The 368-nt window shown below is 67.1% G+C and carries 1 protein-coding gene; it reads left to right on the top strand.

Annotation, left to right across the window (positions count from 1 at the left end; translation table 11 throughout):
* A partial coding sequence (locus tag AC1DUE_RS20805; protein WP_477041291.1) for a class I tRNA ligase family protein occupies positions 1–368 on the top strand: 368 nt, incomplete at both ends.

Genomic DNA, 368 nt, shown 5'->3' on the forward strand with positions numbered 1-368 from the left:
CAGTGGGGCTACCCGTACAAGAACAAGGAGCTCTTCGAGAGCCGCTACCCGGCGCAGTTCATCTCCGAGGCCATCGACCAGACCCGCGGCTGGTTCTACACGCTGATGGCCGTCGGCACGCTGGTCTTCGACAAGTCGTCGTACGAGAACGTGGTGTGCCTGGGCCACATCCTCGCCGAGGACGGCCGGAAGATGTCCAAGCACCTGGGCAACATCCTCCAGCCGATCCCGCTGATGGACCAGCACGGCGCGGACGCGGTCCGCTGGTTCATGGCGGCGGGCGGCTCCCCCTGGGCGGCGCGGCGCGTGGGCCACGGCACGATCCAGGAGGTCGTGCGCAAGACCCTCCTCACGTACTGGAACACGGT

It is taken from the genome of Cellulomonas sp. P4_A2 (assembly GCF_056402515.1).